This is a genomic window from Amycolatopsis sp. (assembly GCF_036008905.1).
Classification (GTDB): Bacteria; Actinomycetota; Actinomycetes; order Mycobacteriales; family Pseudonocardiaceae; genus Amycolatopsis.
Map to the genome: position 1 here is coordinate 1 of NZ_DASYMU010000060.1, position 15,822 is coordinate 15,822.

The window sequence follows — 15,822 nt, forward strand, 5'->3', positions numbered from 1 at the left end:
CGGAACTCGGCCGGTTTGACGCCGAGGTCGGCGTTCCAGAAGAAGGCGGCGTCCTCGTACCGGGCGCGGATGACCGACTCGTTGCCGGCTCGGACGGCGTCGGGTTCGCACGGGCCGTTGGCGAAGGTGACGAAGTATGGCAGTAGCGCCCCATCCGCACCGACGACGGGCAAATACCGCTGGTGCTTGCGCATGACCGTGGTGAGAATGGCCGCCGGGAGCTCGAGGAACCGCTCTTCGAACGAGCCCAGGATCGGGCGCGGGTCCTCGGTGATGTCGGTGATCTCGTCGATCAGGCCGGCCTCGCCGTCGACGTCGATGCTGCCGTTCACCGTCTTGGCCAGCTCGTGGGCGCCGGCGACCACGCGGGCCCGGCGGTCGTCGCGGTCGAGGACGATCCCGTGCGTGGCGAGCAGGGTCTCGAAGCCGTCGGCCGACGTGACCTCGATGACCGGGGCGTCGGCCGTGCGCAACACCCGGGTCGTGACGCCGGACGCGAGCGCGGAGACCCTGACCTGGACGGGGGTGTCTCCGAGCAGCACCGTGATCCAGCGGACCGGGCGCGAAAAACTCAACGCCGGGTCGCTCCAGCGCATGTTCTTGTCGGCGTGCAGGCCGCGGACGACCTTCTCGACGGCGATCGCCACGATCTCGGTCGCGGGCTTGCCGGACACGTGCTGCTCCACCGCAACGTGCTCGTTGCCGTTGTCCACGACCCGGATGACCTGGTCGAGGGTCGCGCCTTTCCCGCGCAGGAAACCGGCCAGTGCCTTCGTGGGCTCGCCCTCAGCGTCGTAGGCCAGAGTGACCTTGGGGCCGCGAGCCACCTTCGTGACGTCCGGTTCGGCCGGCGCCACGTCCGCCACTGTCGCGACGACCCGGCGCGGAGTCGCCTTGACGACCACCTCACCGTGCGGCAAACCCGTGCTGCCGAGCTGCTCGCCCAGCATCCGCTTGACCGCCTCGGTGGTCTTGCGGACGTCGGCGTGCGGGAGCTCCTCGAAACCGAGTTCGACGAGCAGCGTGCCCCGCGCGTCGACGGCGATCTGCGCTGGGAGCTCCGGAGCCACGAGCGGCTCCACCGTGCCCATGGGCAGACCGAGTTCCTCGCGACGCGCCACCCACAGTTTGGAGACAGCGTGCGTCAGCCGGCGCATCATGCCGAAGGACCGGGCGCGCTCGGTGGTGGAGACGGCGCCGCGGGCGTCGAGCACGTTGAAGGTGTGGGAGCACTTGAGGATGTAGGAGTACGCCGGCACGGGAAGCTTCTGGTCGAGCAGCTTCTGCGCTTCCTCGGCGTAGGACTCGAAGAGCCGCCGGTTGAGGTCGACGTCGGCCTCGTCGAGGTAGTAGCGGCTCATCTCGTACTCGGATTGGCCGTAGATCTCGCCGTAGGTCACCAGGCCGTTGGGGCCTTCGGAGAACCGGATGTCCTTGAAATGCGCGACACCCTGGAGGTTCATGACGATCCGCTCGAGGCCGTAGGTCATCTCCACGGCGACCGGGTCGAGCGGGAGGCCACCCGCCTGCTGGAAGTAGGTGAACTGGGTGATCTCCATCCCGTCCATCCACACCTCCCAGCCGAGGCCCCAGGCACCGAGGGCGGGCGAGGCCCAGTTGTCCTCGACGAAGCGGATGTCGTGCGCGTGCACGTCGATCCCGATCGCCTCGAGGCTGGCGAGGTAGATCTCCTGGGGATCGCGGGGTTCCGGCTTGAGGATCACCTGGTATTGCGTGTGCATCTGCAGCCGGTTGGGGTTCTCGCCGTAGCGCGAATCGTCGGGACGGACGCTGGGCTCGACGTACGCGACGTTCCAGGGCTCCGGACCCAAGACCCGCAGCGCGGTGGCCGGGTTCGCGGTACCGGCGCCGACCTCGGTGTTGAACGGCTGCTGCAGGAGAACGCCCCGCTCGGCCCAGAACGTCTGGAGGCGGAGGATCACCTCCTGCATGGTCGGCGCGATGGACGTCGTGTCAGCAGGCACAGTAAGAGTCTCTTCGTCGTGGGTCGGTGTGGCGCGGCCCGGCACCGCCGTCGTCGCGCATGCCCCAAGAGTAGAGGTCGGCCCGCCGAGGACTCCCGACCGGCGGCTGCCTTCGCCGCTGCTTCTTCCTTGTCCTCCGCCCGCTCGACCCGGACAGCTGCACCGAGTGGGCTTCGCCCGCAAGCCGGCCACTGAGCACTCCCCTAGCGGGTAACACGCCTCCGCGCCCGGGAAACACACCTACCGGAACGTGCAACACGGCTACGTGAGTTGCGCAGGCACGGGGCGCTACACCGGCGAAGTTTAGTTAGACCGTCTCACTAGAGCTATTGACTCTTATGTTCGCCTGGTTATAGCCTCTAACTAACACGACAAGTGCTAACCAGAGGAGAAGTTGCCATGACTGTCGCAGCCAGCGTTTACACCCCTTCCGATCGAGCGGATCGGGTCGGACGCGGACTCGCGGTCTTCGCCTCGCTGGCGACGGTCGGGGCTTTCGCCGGCGGAATCATCGCGATGACCACCGCGGGCGACGACCGCCTCTGGGTCGAAGGCTGGCGAACCTTCACTTACCTCGTCTTCGCCGGACTCTTCGCCCTGCTCGCGGTCAGGCCTCGCCAAGTACCGGACGTCTGGGAACTCGTGCTCGCCGGGAAGTCCGCGCTCGTCGTGTTCGCCGTGATCGTCGGTGACATTCCCGAGGCGCAGCAGGCCGGCATCGTCGACTTCGGCCTCGTCGTGGTCGTCGCGCTGGCCTACGTGCTGTGCCGCGGTTGGCAGGCCTGGCGACCCGTCACCACTAACCCGACTCGATGACCTAACCCCGACGACCTCACCGGAGAAACGATGTCCACCACTGTCCACACAGACCGCAAGACCCGCCGCCCCTCCCGCTCCGTCATCATCTCGGCCTGGGCGGTACCGATCCTCGTCGTCGGTCAGTTCGCCATGCTGGCCGTCATCCCGGTCGCTCTCGTGCTGAACGGCACCCTCCGCAACGCCCGTTTCCGAGCACTCCGCTGGTGGGCGGTCGCCCTCGCCGCCGCCTACGCCACCCCGCTGGTCCTCTGGGCGGTCGGGCCCGACCGTGCGCCGAGCCTCTCCAAGGACATGGACCCGATCTTCGCCGCGCTGATCGTCGCGGCGGCCGTCGCCTTCATCGCCGCTTTCCACGTCATCCGCGGACGCGCACCGGAGAAAGCTCGGTGATCCGGACGCGATCGCTGTCGCCGTCGGAGAGGAACGACGACAGCGCCTGCCCCTGCTCGGCGACCGCGGTGCGCTCGGCCCGGGAGAAGCCGTCCAGCGGGACGACGGTCACGGTGGCGGCCTCGACGCTCCAGGTCGCGGCGACCCGGCCGTCGACCAGCACAACGCGTTCACCGGCGACCGACAAGCCGCGGTGGGCGTCATCGATGATCCGGCCGCGGTCGTGGTAGCCGAGGATCGCGTTGTCGAACGCCGGCAGGAACCGCACCGGGGCAGGCGTGTCGGGGTCGGGACGCGGCGCGTCGGGGAGGTCCAGCAGTTCCCGGCCCCGCTCGTCCCGGAAGGTGACCAGCTCCTCGCGCATCGCGGCGACCGCGGCCGGCAGTCCGGCGAGGCCGCACCAGGCACGCAGGTCGGCCGAAGCCGCGGGGCCGAACGCGGCCAGATAGCGCCGGACGAGCGCCTGGCCCACGGGATCGGCGGCGTCCGGGGACGGCGGGTCGACCTCGCGACCCAGCCAGGACGAAAGCGGGACGTTGCGCACTCCCCCTTTCGTTCGCCACAGCCCACGCGGCGGAAGCTGCGCCATCGGGACGAGGGCGGCGATCACCATCTCCCCCAGTGCCCGCGGTCCCGGCTCCGGCCAGCGCCCGGCGAGCGCCCGCGCGAGCTCGGTCATCGAGCGGGGCTCGTCGTCGGTCATCAACGCCCGAGCCGCCGCCGCGAGTTCGGCGAGGTCGACCCCATCGAGCTCGCGGCGGTAGACCCCGAGCACCCGCTGACGCAGCATGGCGTCGTGGCGAGCCCGCCAAGCCAGGACGTCCCCGGCGGTGAGGAGGTGGACCGTGCGGCGCATGAGGTGGGTCCGCACCACGCTCCGCCCGGTCAGCAGTCCCGACAGCACCGCCGGGTCGAACGCGCTCAACCGCGACCAGAGCCCGACGAACGGTTCCTGCGGTTCCTGCGCCTGCAGGCCACCGAGATGCGCGACGGCGTCGAGGACCGGCAGGTCGGCGCGATCGAGCAGCAACTGCCGGGCGAGCGTGGCGCGGTTGAGCGCACGGGTATCGAGCACGGTCACCGGAGTCATCCTGCAGCACGCTCCTCGGTTGGTCGGGCTTGACCGCAGGTTTCCGCTGATCAGTCGGGGTCGTGAGTGGCAACAAGTGTTCTAACACTCATTGCCACTCACGAGCCACGCTGGGTCGTCACGTGGCCGCGACGCCGGTCGTCAGGTCGGTGAGCCGGTCCAGGTACCGGTCGTCCACCGGCCGGCCGTGGGTGAGGCGCCAGAACACCGGCGCGATGAGCAGGTCCAGCACCAGGTCGATGTCGTCGGCCGCCAGCTCGCCGCGGTCGCGCGCCCGGTCCAGCGCCGTGCGCGCCCAGATCAGCCGCGGGCGGGTGACGTGGTGCGCCACCGCCTCGGCGAGCACCGGGTTGCGGCCGGACTCGGCGACCAGATCGGGCAGTACCGCCCGGATACGCGGGTCGGTGAGCCAGTCGAAGCAGCTCTGCATCAGCGCACGCACGTCGCCGCGCAGGGCCCCGGTGTCCGGGGCGGGGCCGGTCGGGATGCTGAGGAGCGCGAGCACGTCGACGACCATGTGCTGCTTGGACGGCCAGCGCCGGTAGATCGCGCTCTTGCCGACGCCGGCGCGACGCGCCACGCGGTCCATCGCCAGGCGCGCGTAGCCCGACTCCACCAGCTCGTCGATGGCCGCCGTGGTGATGGCGTCGGTCACCGCCGGACTGAACACAGCGGCGCCTGTCGGGGTCCGTCGGGAAGTGGTCATGGCGCCAGCTTACCTCGGGACGAGACGGTACCGACCCAACCGTGCTACGGTTCGTCCAGACGGACGGGACGGTACCGTCTCGACCGAATGAAAATGTGGAGGACCCGCTCATGCGAACTGTTCTCGTAACCGGCGGAACCGGGACCACCGGCAGCCGGGTCACCGCCTTCCTGCGTGCTCGTGGCGTGGACGTGCGGACAGCCAGCCGTCACCCCGTAGCCGGCGACGGCCGGCACGTGCTCTTCGACTGGGCTGACCCGGGCACCTTCGCCGCGGCCGTGGACGGCGTCGACCGCGTGTTCCTGGTCGCCCCGCTCAGTGACACCGACCCCGCCCTCGCCGTCGGCGGCTTCCTCGACGCGGCCGTCGCGGCGGGCACCCGGCGTGTCGCGCTGCTCAGCTCGTCCGCGGTCACCGACGCCCCGACCGGACTGGGTGCCTTGCCGCCGCTGGTGCGGGACCGCGTGCCGGAGGTGGCGGTGCTCCGGCCCTCCTGGTTCATGCAGAACTTCGTCGGGAGCCATCCCGTGGCGGCCGGGATCCGCGACCGCGGGCAGATCACCACCGCGACCGGCAGCGGACGAGTGGCCTTCATCGACCCCGGCGACATCGCCGCCGTCGCCGGTCATCTGCTGCTCGGGGACCCGATCCCCGACGGTGAGCTGATCCTGACCGGCCCGCAGGCCCTGAGTTACGACGAGGCCGCCGCCGTCGTCAGCGAAATCACCGGAACGGCGGTGCACCACACCTCGATCACGGTCGAGGAGCTGACTGCGGCGATCGAAGCCAGCGGCGTGCCCCACGCCTACGCCCGGGTGCTCGCCGAGATGGACGAAGAGATCGCCGGCGGCAGCGCCGAGCGGATCACCACGACCGTGCAGGACGTCACCGGCCGGGCACCCCGCTCGTTCCGCGACTTCCTCGTCGACGCGACCGTCGACGCCCACCGGGTCGCCTGATGCGTCCCGTGGTCTTCGCCGACGACCGGCAGTTCTGGTTCGAGACACTGCGGATCCTCGGGCACGCCGCCTACGGCGGATCCGACATCGGCGAGGTGCTGACCACCGCCGAGGCGATCACCTCCGGCGACTACGACAGCTGGCACGACGCGTGGCGAGCGACCGCCGACCGGGTCGGCGCCCAGGCCGAGGCCAGCCTGCTCGCCGGACATCGGGTCAGCGCCCGCGACGGAATGCTTCGCGCGGCGACCTACTACAGCACCGCCGAGTTCTTCCTCCACGGCACCCCAGCGGATCCCCGGATCAACGACGCCTACGAGCGCGGCGCCGCGTGCTTCACGACGGCGGCGGGCCTGTACGAGCCGGTGATCGAACCGGTGCGGATTCCCTACGAGAGGACCGTGCTGGAGGGCTGGTTCTACCGGCCATCGCTCGACGGCGCCCCGCGCCCGACTTTGGTACTGCACAACGGTTTCGACGGCAGCGCCGAGGAGCTGCACTACCTGGGCGGGCTGGCCGCGCTCGACCGCGGGTACAACGCGCTGTCCTTCGACTGGCCCGGGCAGCCCAGCGCGATCCACCGCCGCGGCCTGGTGCTGCGCCCCGACTGGGAACACGTGGTCGGCCCGGTCCTGGACCATCTCGAGACCCTGCCCGGCGTCGACCACGACCGAGTCGCGCTGATGGGCGTCAGCCTGGGCGGGATGCTCGCCCCGCGGGCCGCCGCATACGAACCGCGCCTGGCCGCCGTGGTCGCCGTCGACGGCGTGTACGACGCCGCCGAGGCACTGACCGGGCTGCTGCCCCTGCCGCGCGCGGAGGTCGAACGACGCACCCGCGCCGAGCACGACCCGGACTTCGACGACCTGCTCGAGCGCGCCGCGGCGGACAGCCCCACCCTGCGGTGGGCGTTCGGGCACGGCCGGTACGCCACCGGCACCGCCACCTCGCGGGAGTTCCTTGCCCGATACCTGGACTTCCACCTGCGCGACGGGGTCGCTGAACAGATCGGCTGCCCGGTGCTGGTCTGCTCGGCGGGCGACGACCTGTTCTTCGCCGGCGACGGCGAAACGAAGCCCCAGCCCCAGGAGCTCTACGACCATCTCACCGCGCCGGCGCACCTGCAGCACTTCACCGCCGCGGAGGGCGCCGACGCACACGGCCACGCCGGCGCCGAACGCCTGGCGATGGCCCGCGTCTTCGACTGGCTCGACACCACCCTGAACCACGCCACCAGCGCACAACCCGTACACCAGAAGGAGATCGCATGAACCTGCAGGAGATCAGCGACCGGTTCGAGATCCAGGACGTCGTCCACCACCTCGTCCGCGGCTTCGACCGCCGCGACTGGGACACCGTCGAGCAGTTGCTCGCGGACACCGTCGTCATGGACTACACCGCGATGCTCGGCGGTGAAGTGGAAACCCGCACCGCCGCCGAGCAGACCCAGCATTACCGGGACCAGCTCGACCCCCTGGACGCGACGATGCACGCGGCCACGACGTTGCTGGTCGACCTCGACGGCGACAGTGCCACCGCGAGCGTCAACATCCTCTCGTGGCTGCGCCGCGAAGCCGCCCACGACGGTCCGATGTGGTCCAACGGCTCAGCCGGCGAGATCCGGCTGACCCGGGTCGCGGACCGCTGGCGCATCGCCAGGATCACCGTGCGACCCGCCTGGGCCGAGGGCAACATGGGCATCCTCGATTCTGCCCGCTGAGCGCTCAGCCGAGGCCGAGTACCGCCAGCGTCCGGGCGGCCATTTTCGCCTCGCCCAGCGCGTTCGGGTGCACGACGACGGGATTGGTGCCCTGCAGGACGGGCTCGATCCAGCGGACGCCGAGCGGCTGGCAGGCGTCGTGACCCTCGGCCGCCGCGTTGAAGTCCACGTACGTCGCGCCGGTCGCGGCGGCGGCACGGCGGATCGCGTCGTTCAACGTGGCCTGCATGCTGCGGAGGTAAGCAACGTCGCCCGTCGCGACCGGCATCTTGTCGAAGCAGCCGCCGGACCGGGGCAGGATCCACGGGTAACCCAGGATGGCGATCTCGGCGCCGGGGGCCTTGGCCACGGTCGCTTCGAGCGCGTTCACCAGTGACGGGTACGTAGTGGTGCGGATGGTGTCCTCGAAGGTGGAGCCGTACTGGTTCTTGCAGGGACTGCCCTGGCCGCCCGCCGCGATTCCGGCGAGGCCGCATTTGAGCAGGGCGCCGATGAACACTCCGCTGTCGTTGCCGCCGATCGTCATCGTGACCAGCTCGGTGTCGGCGCGGACGGCGTTCAGCTGAGGGGCGATACCGGGGTACTGGGACGTCGTGAAGTGCTTGGTCTCGGCGGCCCCGCAGGTGACGTCGGTCAGTTTCGCCGCGGTCCGGTTCGCGATGACGTGTGCGTAGTTGCGGCTCGAGCGCAGGCACAGCAGCGGGGCGGTGAGATCCAGCGGCAGGACACCGGACGCCGCGCTGTAGGAGTCACCCAGTGCCACATACCGCAGCGGCGCCTGCGCTGCTTGCGCGGCGGGCGGGACGACGGCCATGCCGAGAAGGGCGACTGCGGCGGCAATGGAGGCGCGGAAACGACGAGACATGGCTTCTCCCGGACATCGTTGGCGGGTCGGCGTCCCTACTCGCGAGTAAAGTAAGGGCTTTGATCGTCGCCCCTCCACGGGAAATCGTCAACTGTGCGCGCCGGACCGGGGACGATCGCGGTTCATTGCCCGGTCAGGATGGCGGCCAGCAGGTCGGTGGCGATGTTGCGCCCGGACACGATCAGGACCACCGGCCGATCGGCGGGGACCGCACCGTCGCTTAGCGCGGCCGGTGAAACCGAGATGAGCGGGAAGATGAGGTAGGCCGGTCCGAGGGTGAGTGCCTTGAACAACACCAGCTGACCGCCCGCGAGACCGACGATCAGGCCGTAGCCGGCCGCCGATGGCACCGACCAGGCCTACCGGGGCGACCGCAACCAGTTCCGCGCCTCCATCATGTAAACCTCGGCCACCCATCTCCCCTCACCCGCTTCTCAAACGGAAGCGTCGGTCTCGGGGTGACGGCCCACCGTAGGGTGCCAGGATGGACGAGATCGTCACTCACCTCGAAATGACCGCACCCAGCGAACTGTGCCCCGGGCGCCCGGTGGACGAGGTGACCCTCGAGCGGATCGAGAGCACGTCGGAGTTGATCCGGCAGATGCACGTCGGCATCGGCACGCCGTACGCCTGGCCCAGCTCGACCCGGTCGGACGAGGCATGGGCGCAGTGGCTGTCGCGGCCGCTGAGCCAGTACTGGCTCGTCAAGCACGGGACCGACAACGCCGGGATCGCCGACATGCAGGCGCAGCCCGACGGCGACGTGGAGATCACCACCTTCGGGCTGCTTCCCGAATTCGTCGGCAAAGGCCTGGGCGGTCACGCGTTGACCCTCGCCGTCCGGCGCACGTGGGCCGTGGAACCAGCGGGGGCCGAGGCCGTGCGGCGGGTCTGGCTGCACACCTCGACCAAGGACCACCCGACCGCGATCAAGAACTACCTGAGCCGCGGCTTCCGGCCTTTTCGCGAACAGGTCGTCCAGGCGACCTGAGTACTCGACTGCTCGTGATCAGTTCACCAGCACGATCTTTCCGCGGGCATGACGGCTTTCGCTCAGTTCGTGCGCGGCCGCGGCCTCGGCCAGCGGGAACGCCGCCGCGACCGGCACCCGCAACCGGTCCTCACCGGCGAGCGTGACCGCGATCGCCAGGCCGTGCAACGCCAACAGGTCGGCGGCTCCCACGGCCGCGCCCGTCTCATCGGCCGGCGCTCCGTGCGACATGTGTACGCCGTGGGCCGCCGCGGTGAAGTCGGGCGCGATCGTCACCACGCGCGCCGGGTCACCGGCGATGGCGACGAGGTCTGGCAGCGCCCCGCCGGCGCAGTCGAACACCGCGTCCACTCCGGCCGGTGCCAGCGCGCGGATCCGTTCGACGAGCCCCGCCCCGTACGTCGTCGGCTCCGCACCGAGGGAACGCAGGAAGTCGTGGTTGTGCTCGCTCGCCGTGCCGAGGACGGTGGCGCCGCGGGCGACCGCGAGCTGCACGGCGACGGTGCCCACCCCACCGGCCGCGCCCTGCACGAGCACGGTGTGCCCGGCGCCGACCGCGAGCCGGTCGAGGACCCGGACTGCCGTCTCGACCGCGCCCGCGGCGCCGCCCGCTGCCTCCCAGCTCCACGCGACCGGTTTGGGCGCCCAGGCGGCCAGTACCGCGAAATCGGCATTGGCGCCACGCACAGCGCTATGGGTCATCCCGAACACCTCGTCGCCGATACCCACGTCCGCGACGCCGTCGCCGACCTCGTCCACCACGCCCGCGGCGTCGAACCCGGTCCGGTACGGGAACGCCACCGGCACCACGTCACGCAGCTTCCCGGAGCGGATGGTCACCTCCCCGGGCGAGACTCCGGAGGCCCGGACGGCGATGCGGATCTCGCCCGGCCCGGCGTGCGGCGCCGCCACCTCGGCGACATGCAGAACTTCGGGCGGGCCGTACTCGGTGAAGTGAAGCGCTTTCATGCGCCGGACCGTAACGGAACACCCCGTCCGGTTGGCTAAAGTGAGAGCGGTGACGGCCCAAGTGGTAACGACGCTCCGTTCGGACGCCCGCGACAACCGCGGGCGCATCCTCGCGGTCGCTCGCTTGGCCTACGCCGCCGAGGGCCTCGACGTGCCGATCCGGGAGATCGCCCGGCGCGCCGAAGTCGGTGTCGCGACCGTCTACCGGCACTTCCAGACCAAGGAAGCGCTCATGGCCGAGGCCTTCGCCGAGCAGATGGCCTTGTGCTCGGCGACCGTGGAGGAGGGCCTGGCGGCGGACAACCCGTGGAACGGGTTCCGCCTGGTGATCGAGAAGCTCATGGAGGCACATGCTCTCGACCGAGGCTTTGCCCGCGCGTTCACCTCCCAGCTTCCCGCGGTAGTGGAGGCCTTCACCACGGACCGCGATCGCACGCTGCGCCTGCTGCTCGAACTGGTGCGCCGGGCGAAGGAAGCCGGCTCCTTGCGGGAGGATTTCCTGCTGGAGGACATCAGCCTGGCGCTGATGGCGAACGAAGGCATCCGCGCCGAGTCACCCGAGATGAGGGTGGCGGCGTCGCGCCGTTTCGCGGCACTGATGATCCAGTCGTTCCAGGCGAACCCTGTCCCGGCGCCGCTTCCGCCGGCTGTCCGGTTGCCTCTCTCCAGAGGCTAGGACCGGAGCAGTTGGCCGAAGTCTTCGGTGTAGCCGAGTATGAGCGTCCGCCGTGCGCGGCCGCAGCGCACAAGTACGCAATGCCGGGAGCGACGCGAAAGTCCTCCACAGCGGAGCAGCCAGAAACTCGCCAGACCCGGGAGCCGTGTCCCCGGTGTCGACGGTTAGCTTCGGTCACCGCTCCCCCGCCTGGTCTCGAACCAGGTACCTCCCGATCAACAGTCGGGTGCGCAGCCTGTTGCGCCTCAGGGGAATGTCCGAGCGTGCCCTCGGCAGGAGTCGAACCTGCGTTCCCGGCTTCGGACGCCGGAGTCGTGTTCCGTTGGACCACAAGGGCTAGGCGGAGGATGCAGGATTCGAACCTGCGCGGCGCTCTCGTCACGCCGACCACCGTTTTCGAAACGGTTGCCTTTCCGGGCTCGGCCGATCCTCCTTACACCGCAACGGTTTCCCGTTGACAGCGGTACCCCTGCCAGGATTTGAACCTGGACTGGACGCGTTCTGAGCGCGTTGCCTCTTCCGTTGGGCTACAGGGGCGAAACCGCCGTGCCCGGTCGACGGGCGCGACGCAATTGTTTTCGGGCGCACTGGATAAAGAAAGCCGCCCGGATCGGTGTCCCGATGGGCGGCTCCTCGACATGACGACGGTTACGTCATGGTGGGGAGCCAACGCAGGTCAGCCGCTTGAGTCCCGACCAGGAACCCGGCTTGCCATGGTGATTCGACGAGCACACAGCGGTGATCGCGGCGCGGATGTACCTGCGCCGCGTTCCCCGCTTTCGCATGTTCGCCATTACATCTCCTTCGTTTGACCGCGTGAATTCATCATCACCGAGGCGCCCGCGGACATCAATTGAATTAACGCATAATGCCAATGGGAACATTTCTCCCATCAGGGGAGGTGGCAAGCCTCGCACCATCACCGAACTCCGGGCCGTGTGCGTCAAGGCGAGTAGCGAGAATCTCGTCACGTGCGGTCAGTGCGCCATCCGTAAATGGTTGGCGCGCTTGGTGGTCCGGCGAGCATGATGCGCGATGTCCGAACCGGAGAGGAAGTCGTGATGACTGCCAAGCCTTCCGAGCCCGAAGTCCGCACTGCGGCCGGGACACTGCGCGGCAACCGGGAAGCGGGCCTGGCGGTCTTCCGCGGCATCCCGTTCGCCCAGCCGCCAGTCGGCCCGCTCCGTTTCGCCGCACCGCAACCGGTACGGGGCTGGAACGGGGTACGGAACGCGTTGTCGTACGGCCCGCCGCCCCCACAGGCCGGTGTGTTCGGCATGGACGCACTGTCGCGGGACGCGCCCGGCGACGACTGGCTGACGATCAACGTCTGGTCGCCCGATCCCGGCCCGGGCGCGGAGCTGCCGGTCATGGTGTGGATCCACGGCGGCGCCTACGGGATCGGCATGTCCAGCCTCCCCGAGTACGACGGCGGCCGCCTGGCGCGTGACGGCAGCGTTGTGGTGGTGACATTCAACTATCGCGTGGGTATCGAGGGCTTCGCGCAGATCGAGGGGGCGCCCGCCAACCGGGGCCTGCTCGACCAAGTCGCCGCCCTGCAGTGGGTACGCGACAACATCCGGGTCTTCGGCGGCGCTCCTGACCGGGTCACGGTCTTCGGCCAGTCGGCGGGCGCCGGATCGGTCGCCACTCTGCTGGCGATGCCGCGTGCGGCCGGGCTCTTCCGCCGCGCCGCCGCACAAAGCGTGCCGGGCACGTTCTTCTCGGCGGCGCTCGCCGCCGACATCGCCGCCGCCTGCGCGACCGAGCTGGGGCTGCGGCCCACGGTGACTGATCTGTCCACTGTGGACCCGGCCAGGCTGTCCGCCGCCGGCGACGCGGTCACCGCCAAGATGGGCCAGTCGGCGGAACGCTGGGGCCAGGCCGCGCACAGATCGATCCCGTTCTCGCCTGTCGTCGACGGCGATGTCCTGCCCGTCACCCCTTGGCAGGCCCTCGCCGACGGCGCCGGCCGGGATATCGAGCTACTCGTCGGCCACACCCGTGACGAGCAGCGGCTGTTCACCGCGCTCGACGGTATTCTCGGCCAGGTGACACCGGAGCAGGCAGCCGCCGCCCTCGAAGTCTTCGCCCCCGGCCCGGACGGTGCACGCCGGTACCGCGACGGCTTCCCGGCCGCAGGCCCGGACGAGCTGTACGAACTGGTCAACTCGGACTGGCTGTTCCGTATGCCGTCGCTCCACCTCGCTCAGGCGCAGGCCACGGCGGGCGGCCGCGTCTACTTCAACGAGCTGACCTGGCCCGCTCCGGGCATGGGCGGTGCCCTCGGCGCATGCCACGGCCTCGACGTGCCGCTCGTCTTCGGGAACCTGAGCAGCGGCCTGCCCGCCATGCTGATCGGTGAAGGCCCCTCCCCCGAAGCAGAGGCGCTGTCCGCCCAGATTCGCGCCGCATGGACGACCTTCGCCGCCCACGGCGACCCCGGCTGGCCCGCCTACGACACCGGGAAACGCCTCGTGCAACTGTTCGGCACCCGACCGGCTGTCGCCGCCTACCCGGAAGAGACATCCCGCCTGCTCTGGCAGAACCACACCTTTTCCGCGCTTCCGTTGATCAGCCGGTGACGCCACCCGTGGCCTTCTTGGTCCCCACGCATGAGATCACGTGCTGCCGAGGGTATCGGCGTGACGCGGGCCGGGCGCCGATGTCGCCCCGACACGGCGATCGCGGAGACGAGGAGCTTTCGGCATTCCCGCAGGCACACGGCGGATACCTTGGTCGAAGCAGCTTCACGGAGTCACACATCTTGGTGTCCCCAGCCGATCGGCGCACCGCGCTTCGTCAAGAACTGACATTGCGACCACGCGCGTGAATGCGATCTACTCGACGGTTGATGTTCGAGTCGCCGCGCCTGCGGCCGCGATCAACGCGACCGCGAACAACAGGTAGGAGGCGAACAACCCGCCGGTGTTGCCGGCCGAGCTCAAGGTGCCGCCGATGGCGCGTCCCAGTAGTTGTCCGGTGCACTCGGCCGTGATGACCGCGGCGGCCAGTTCCGTGGCGGTGAAGCCGCTCGAGCCCGCGGTGGTCGCCCTGATGTACAGCCCGGGATAGGCGAGCCCGACGCCGATTCCGCCCATGGCCCACGCGATGAGTACGACGACGAACGACCCGCCGGCGACGAGCTCGACCGCCACCACGGCCGTGGCAAGGGCTGTCAGGCTCAAACCGGCCGTGGGAAAGCGTCGCTTGGTCTGCGTCGAGTTGAACTGGGCGGCCAGCAGGCTCGTCACCGCCCAACCCAGCGGGGCCGCGCTCAGTACGATCGCCGCTTGCCCGAGGCTCAGCTGAAACCCGCTCGTCAACAGCACGGTGATCAGGCTGTCCGCTCCGAAATAGCCGACCGCGAACAACACCATCGCACCGAGCGCAGCGGGAGTCCCAGGCCGTAAACGCGCAGTGCCCGCGGGCAGAACCGTGATCATCCCGACCACGGTGATCAGTGCTCCGAGGATCGCGAGTGGCCACCATCCCATGCTCAGCACGACAAACGCCGCACCCAGCGGTATCAACAACGTCCGTCCTAGCGGTCGTGACGCGGCCTGGGCTGGAGGATCGGCGCGGACGGCGCGCACGACCAGTAGCCGTCCGGCAAGGACGAAAGGCACCGGCACGAGCAAAGTCCAGCGCCACCCCACGAGATGCTCCAGGCCCAGTGTCGCGGCCGGACCGACCAAGGCGGGCACGATCCACATCGCCGACGACGCCGCGACCACCCGGATGCGCAGCCGCTCGTCAAGATGCTGGATCGCGGAACTGATACCGAACACCGCGAGGAGCCCGCTGGCGAGCCCGGTGGAGAACTGTCCCAGGGCGAACGTCCACGCTGTCTGGGCGGTAGCGGCCAGGGCGAGCCCGCCGAGGTAGGCGAGCATCCCGGCGGCCAGGGTGCCACGCGTGCCCAGCCGGCGCAGAACCCGGCTTGCCAGCGGAAGTGCGACGAACAACCCCAGCGTCGAGCCGGCGATCAGGAGTCCGAGTTCGCTTCTCGCATCCAGATCACCAGCGACGATGGGTAGCAGAGTGGAAGCGACGAAGCCGGTTACGGCAGCCGCGAACTCAAGCGCGACGATTCCGACCGCGAGGAACAGCGGCCCCGTTCTTCGTGTGAGTTGGTCACCGCTCATGTGCAGAGCTCACTCCTTCCAGGCAACCTCCAATCGATGCACACGATGAACCGCTTCCGTCCGGCGTCGTGTTCGGCCATCGCGGCGAGTTCGTCAGGAGGGGCTTTCCACGAGATTCCCATGCGAGCTATCCAATCGGTTCGAACGTGTCTGGTAAAGGAGCTAGCGCCTTCGGTCCGTGAAGCAGCGTTGGCGACGAAGCGGCGCTGGCCGTCGAAGGATCGGTCGAGCCGTCCCACCATGGTGTTGAAGGCGGCGGCGAGATCCTGGACCTCGTCGTCTGGGCCAGGCAAGGCGATGCGCTCCCGCAGGCCCCGGTCCGCGGCCGGGGCCGCGGCGATTCGTCTGGCGGTGCCGGTGACCCGGTGCAGCGGGACAAGCACCCGGCCCGCGACGAGCCGGCCGAAGCCGGCCGCCGCGCCGCCGACAAGGCCAAGCGCGATCCCGCCCTGGGTCATTGTGATTAGCCCCTTCTCAGGCGTTCGCGAGCGGGAGGGAGGTGGT

16 protein-coding genes and 4 tRNA genes are annotated in these 15,822 nt (G+C 69.6%); 8 read left to right on the forward strand and 12 right to left on the reverse strand.

Features of this window, described 5'->3' with window-relative positions; all coding sequences use genetic code 11:
- A partial coding sequence (gene glyQ, locus VGP60_RS11905) for a glycine--tRNA ligase subunit alpha (RefSeq protein ID WP_327548009.1) occupies positions 1 to 1,985 on the reverse strand: 1,985 nt, incomplete at its 3' end.
- 399 nt (positions 1,986 to 2,384) lie between these two features.
- Between glyQ and VGP60_RS11910 the strand changes: the two genes are divergently transcribed.
- Both VGP60_RS11910 and VGP60_RS11915 read left to right on the forward strand, forming a co-directional pair.
- Entirely contained in the window at positions 2,385 to 2,801 is a 417-nt protein-coding gene (locus tag VGP60_RS11910) for a hypothetical protein (protein WP_327548010.1), read from the forward strand.
- A 30-nt stretch (positions 2,802 to 2,831) separates the two neighbouring features.
- Complete coding sequence (locus VGP60_RS11915) at positions 2,832 to 3,194, forward strand: hypothetical protein (protein ID WP_327548011.1); 363 nt, start codon at positions 2,832 to 2,834, stop codon at positions 3,192 to 3,194.
- Here VGP60_RS11915 and VGP60_RS11920 read toward each other — a convergent pair.
- The gene (locus tag VGP60_RS11920) at positions 3,160 to 4,284 is read right to left on the reverse strand and encodes a winged helix DNA-binding domain-containing protein (protein WP_327548012.1); all 1,125 of its coding nucleotides are present in this window, start codon (positions 4,282 to 4,284) and stop codon (positions 3,160 to 3,162) included. The genes VGP60_RS11915 and VGP60_RS11920 overlap by 35 nt on opposite strands.
- 118 nt (positions 4,285 to 4,402) lie before the next feature.
- Entirely contained in the window at positions 4,403 to 4,990 is a 588-nt protein-coding gene (locus tag VGP60_RS11925) for a TetR/AcrR family transcriptional regulator (RefSeq protein ID WP_327548013.1), read from the reverse strand.
- Between the two features lie 110 nt (positions 4,991 to 5,100).
- Here VGP60_RS11925 and VGP60_RS11930 point away from each other — a divergent pair, with 110 nt between their 5' ends.
- From VGP60_RS11930 to VGP60_RS11940, 3 genes are read left to right on the forward strand one after another with little or no spacing between them, the layout of a single operon-like run.
- A complete protein-coding gene (locus VGP60_RS11930) occupies positions 5,101 to 5,949 on the forward strand; it encodes an NAD(P)H-binding protein (protein ID WP_327548014.1) in 849 nt (282 codons plus the stop codon).
- Entirely contained in the window at positions 5,949 to 7,220 is a 1,272-nt protein-coding gene (locus tag VGP60_RS11935) for an alpha/beta hydrolase family protein (protein ID WP_327548015.1), read from the forward strand. The genes VGP60_RS11930 and VGP60_RS11935 overlap by 1 nt, the downstream gene beginning before the upstream one ends.
- Positions 7,217 to 7,669, forward strand: coding sequence for a nuclear transport factor 2 family protein (locus VGP60_RS11940; RefSeq protein ID WP_327548016.1), 453 nt, complete (start codon positions 7,217 to 7,219; stop codon positions 7,667 to 7,669). The genes VGP60_RS11935 and VGP60_RS11940 overlap by 4 nt, the downstream gene beginning before the upstream one ends.
- Positions 7,670 to 7,673: 4 nt before the next feature.
- On the opposite strand, the gene VGP60_RS11945 is transcribed toward VGP60_RS11940, so the two are convergent.
- Both VGP60_RS11945 and VGP60_RS11950 read right to left on the reverse strand, forming a co-directional pair.
- Positions 7,674 to 8,534, reverse strand: coding sequence for an SGNH/GDSL hydrolase family protein (locus tag VGP60_RS11945; protein WP_327548017.1), 861 nt, complete (start codon positions 8,532 to 8,534; stop codon positions 7,674 to 7,676).
- Positions 8,535 to 8,656: 122 nt separating this feature from the next.
- Complete coding sequence (locus VGP60_RS11950) at positions 8,657 to 8,884, reverse strand: hypothetical protein (protein ID WP_327548018.1); 228 nt, start codon at positions 8,882 to 8,884, stop codon at positions 8,657 to 8,659.
- 134 nt (positions 8,885 to 9,018) lie between these two features.
- Between VGP60_RS11950 and VGP60_RS11955 the strand changes: the two genes are divergently transcribed.
- A complete protein-coding gene (locus tag VGP60_RS11955; RefSeq protein ID WP_327548019.1) occupies positions 9,019 to 9,525 on the forward strand; it encodes a GNAT family N-acetyltransferase in 507 nt (168 codons plus the stop codon).
- A gap of 18 nt (positions 9,526 to 9,543) precedes the next feature.
- On the opposite strand, the gene VGP60_RS11960 is transcribed toward VGP60_RS11955, so the two are convergent.
- Positions 9,544 to 10,494, reverse strand: a complete 951-nt coding sequence (locus VGP60_RS11960; protein WP_327548020.1) for an NADP-dependent oxidoreductase — start codon at positions 10,492 to 10,494, stop codon at positions 9,544 to 9,546.
- 49 nt (positions 10,495 to 10,543) lie between these two features.
- Here VGP60_RS11960 and VGP60_RS11965 point away from each other — a divergent pair, with 49 nt between their 5' ends.
- Entirely contained in the window at positions 10,544 to 11,170 is a 627-nt protein-coding gene (locus VGP60_RS11965; protein WP_327548021.1) for a helix-turn-helix domain-containing protein, read from the forward strand.
- Positions 11,171 to 11,350: 180 nt separating this feature from the next.
- Here the strand turns inward: VGP60_RS11965 and VGP60_RS11970 are convergent.
- The 4 genes from VGP60_RS11970 to VGP60_RS11985 all read right to left on the reverse strand — a co-directional run bounded on the left by VGP60_RS11970 (position 11,351) and on the right by VGP60_RS11985 (position 11,707).
- Positions 11,351 to 11,423 (reverse strand) — tRNA-Asn (locus VGP60_RS11970).
- 11 nt (positions 11,424 to 11,434) lie between these two features.
- Positions 11,435 to 11,507: transfer RNA gene (locus VGP60_RS11975), tRNA-Arg, on the reverse strand.
- A gap of 4 nt (positions 11,508 to 11,511) precedes the next feature.
- Positions 11,512 to 11,603, reverse strand: a tRNA-Ser gene (locus VGP60_RS11980).
- 31 nt (positions 11,604 to 11,634) lie between these two features.
- Positions 11,635 to 11,707 (reverse strand) — tRNA-Leu (locus tag VGP60_RS11985).
- 524 nt (positions 11,708 to 12,231) lie between these two features.
- On the opposite strand from VGP60_RS11985, the gene VGP60_RS11990 reads away from it, so the two are divergent.
- The gene (locus VGP60_RS11990) at positions 12,232 to 13,755 is read left to right on the forward strand and encodes a carboxylesterase/lipase family protein (RefSeq protein ID WP_327548022.1); all 1,524 of its coding nucleotides are present in this window, start codon (positions 12,232 to 12,234) and stop codon (positions 13,753 to 13,755) included.
- 255 nt (positions 13,756 to 14,010) lie between these two features.
- On the opposite strand, the gene VGP60_RS11995 is transcribed toward VGP60_RS11990, so the two are convergent.
- Together VGP60_RS11995 and VGP60_RS12000 are read right to left on the reverse strand one after the other, a co-directional pair.
- On the reverse strand, positions 14,011 to 15,318 hold the full coding sequence (locus tag VGP60_RS11995; protein WP_327548023.1) for an MFS transporter: 1,308 nt from the start codon (positions 15,316 to 15,318) through the stop codon (positions 14,011 to 14,013).
- Entirely contained in the window at positions 15,315 to 15,776 is a 462-nt protein-coding gene (locus tag VGP60_RS12000) for a HAMP domain-containing protein (protein ID WP_327548024.1), read from the reverse strand. The genes VGP60_RS11995 and VGP60_RS12000 overlap by 4 nt, the downstream gene beginning before the upstream one ends.
- Between the last annotated feature and the right edge of the window lie 46 nt (positions 15,777 to 15,822).